This is a genomic window from Streptomyces sp. A 4/2 (genome assembly GCF_940670765.1).
In the GTDB taxonomy this organism is placed as follows: Bacteria; Actinomycetota; Actinomycetes; order Streptomycetales; family Streptomycetaceae; genus Streptomyces.
This window is the reverse complement of the sequence record NZ_CALNVW010000089.1, coordinates 1-644: the sequence shown is the minus strand read 5'-3', so window position 1 is coordinate 644 and position 644 is coordinate 1. Positions and strand designations below refer to the sequence as shown.

General features: G+C 67.4%; 1 protein-coding gene. It reads left to right on the top strand.

Annotation, left to right across the window (positions count from 1 at the left end):
- Positions 1-31 precede the first annotated feature (31 nt).
- The coding region (locus NBY69_RS37145; protein WP_374211390.1) for a coiled-coil domain-containing protein at positions 32-644 on the top strand (613 nt) is incomplete at its 3' end.

Sequence of the window (644 nt, the reverse complement as noted above, 5' to 3'; positions counted from 1 at the left end):
TCGGCGGCTGAGGAAGAAGGAGCTCGCCTCCGTGGCGTCCCACCGTCGACCCAAGCCTGCGAGTCGCACTCGTGTGACCGTGCTCACCGCGACCGCTGCCGCAGCCGTGGCCCTGACCTCCCAGGCCGCGCACGCCGACCCGAAGCCGACCAAGAGCGAGGTCAAGGCCCAGGTCGACAAGCTCTCCGAGGACACGGAGAAGGCCACCGAGAAGCTGAACGGGGCCCAGGAGCAGCAGGACAAGCTGAAGAAGCAGGTCGGCGATCTCCAGGACACGGTCGCGCGTGGTCAGCAGGAGCTCAACAAGCTCCGTGGGCAGCTCGGTTCGATGGCGAGTGCGCAGTACCGTTCGGGTGGTATCGACCCGTCCGTGCAGCTGTTCCTCTCGTCCGACCCGGACAACTTCCTCGACAGGGCCACGGCTCAGGACCAGTTGAGCACGCAGCAGGCCGACGCGCTCAAGAAGATCCAGGCCAAGCAGCGGACCCTCGCCCAGCAGCGTTCCGAGGCGCAGGACAAGCTGAAGGACCTCGCGTCGACGCGTAAGAAGCTCGCGGAGAACAAGCAGGCGGTCCAGGGCAAGCTGGCCGAGTCCCGGAAGCTGCTGCAGAGCCTCACCGCCGCCGAGCGGGACGCGATCACCG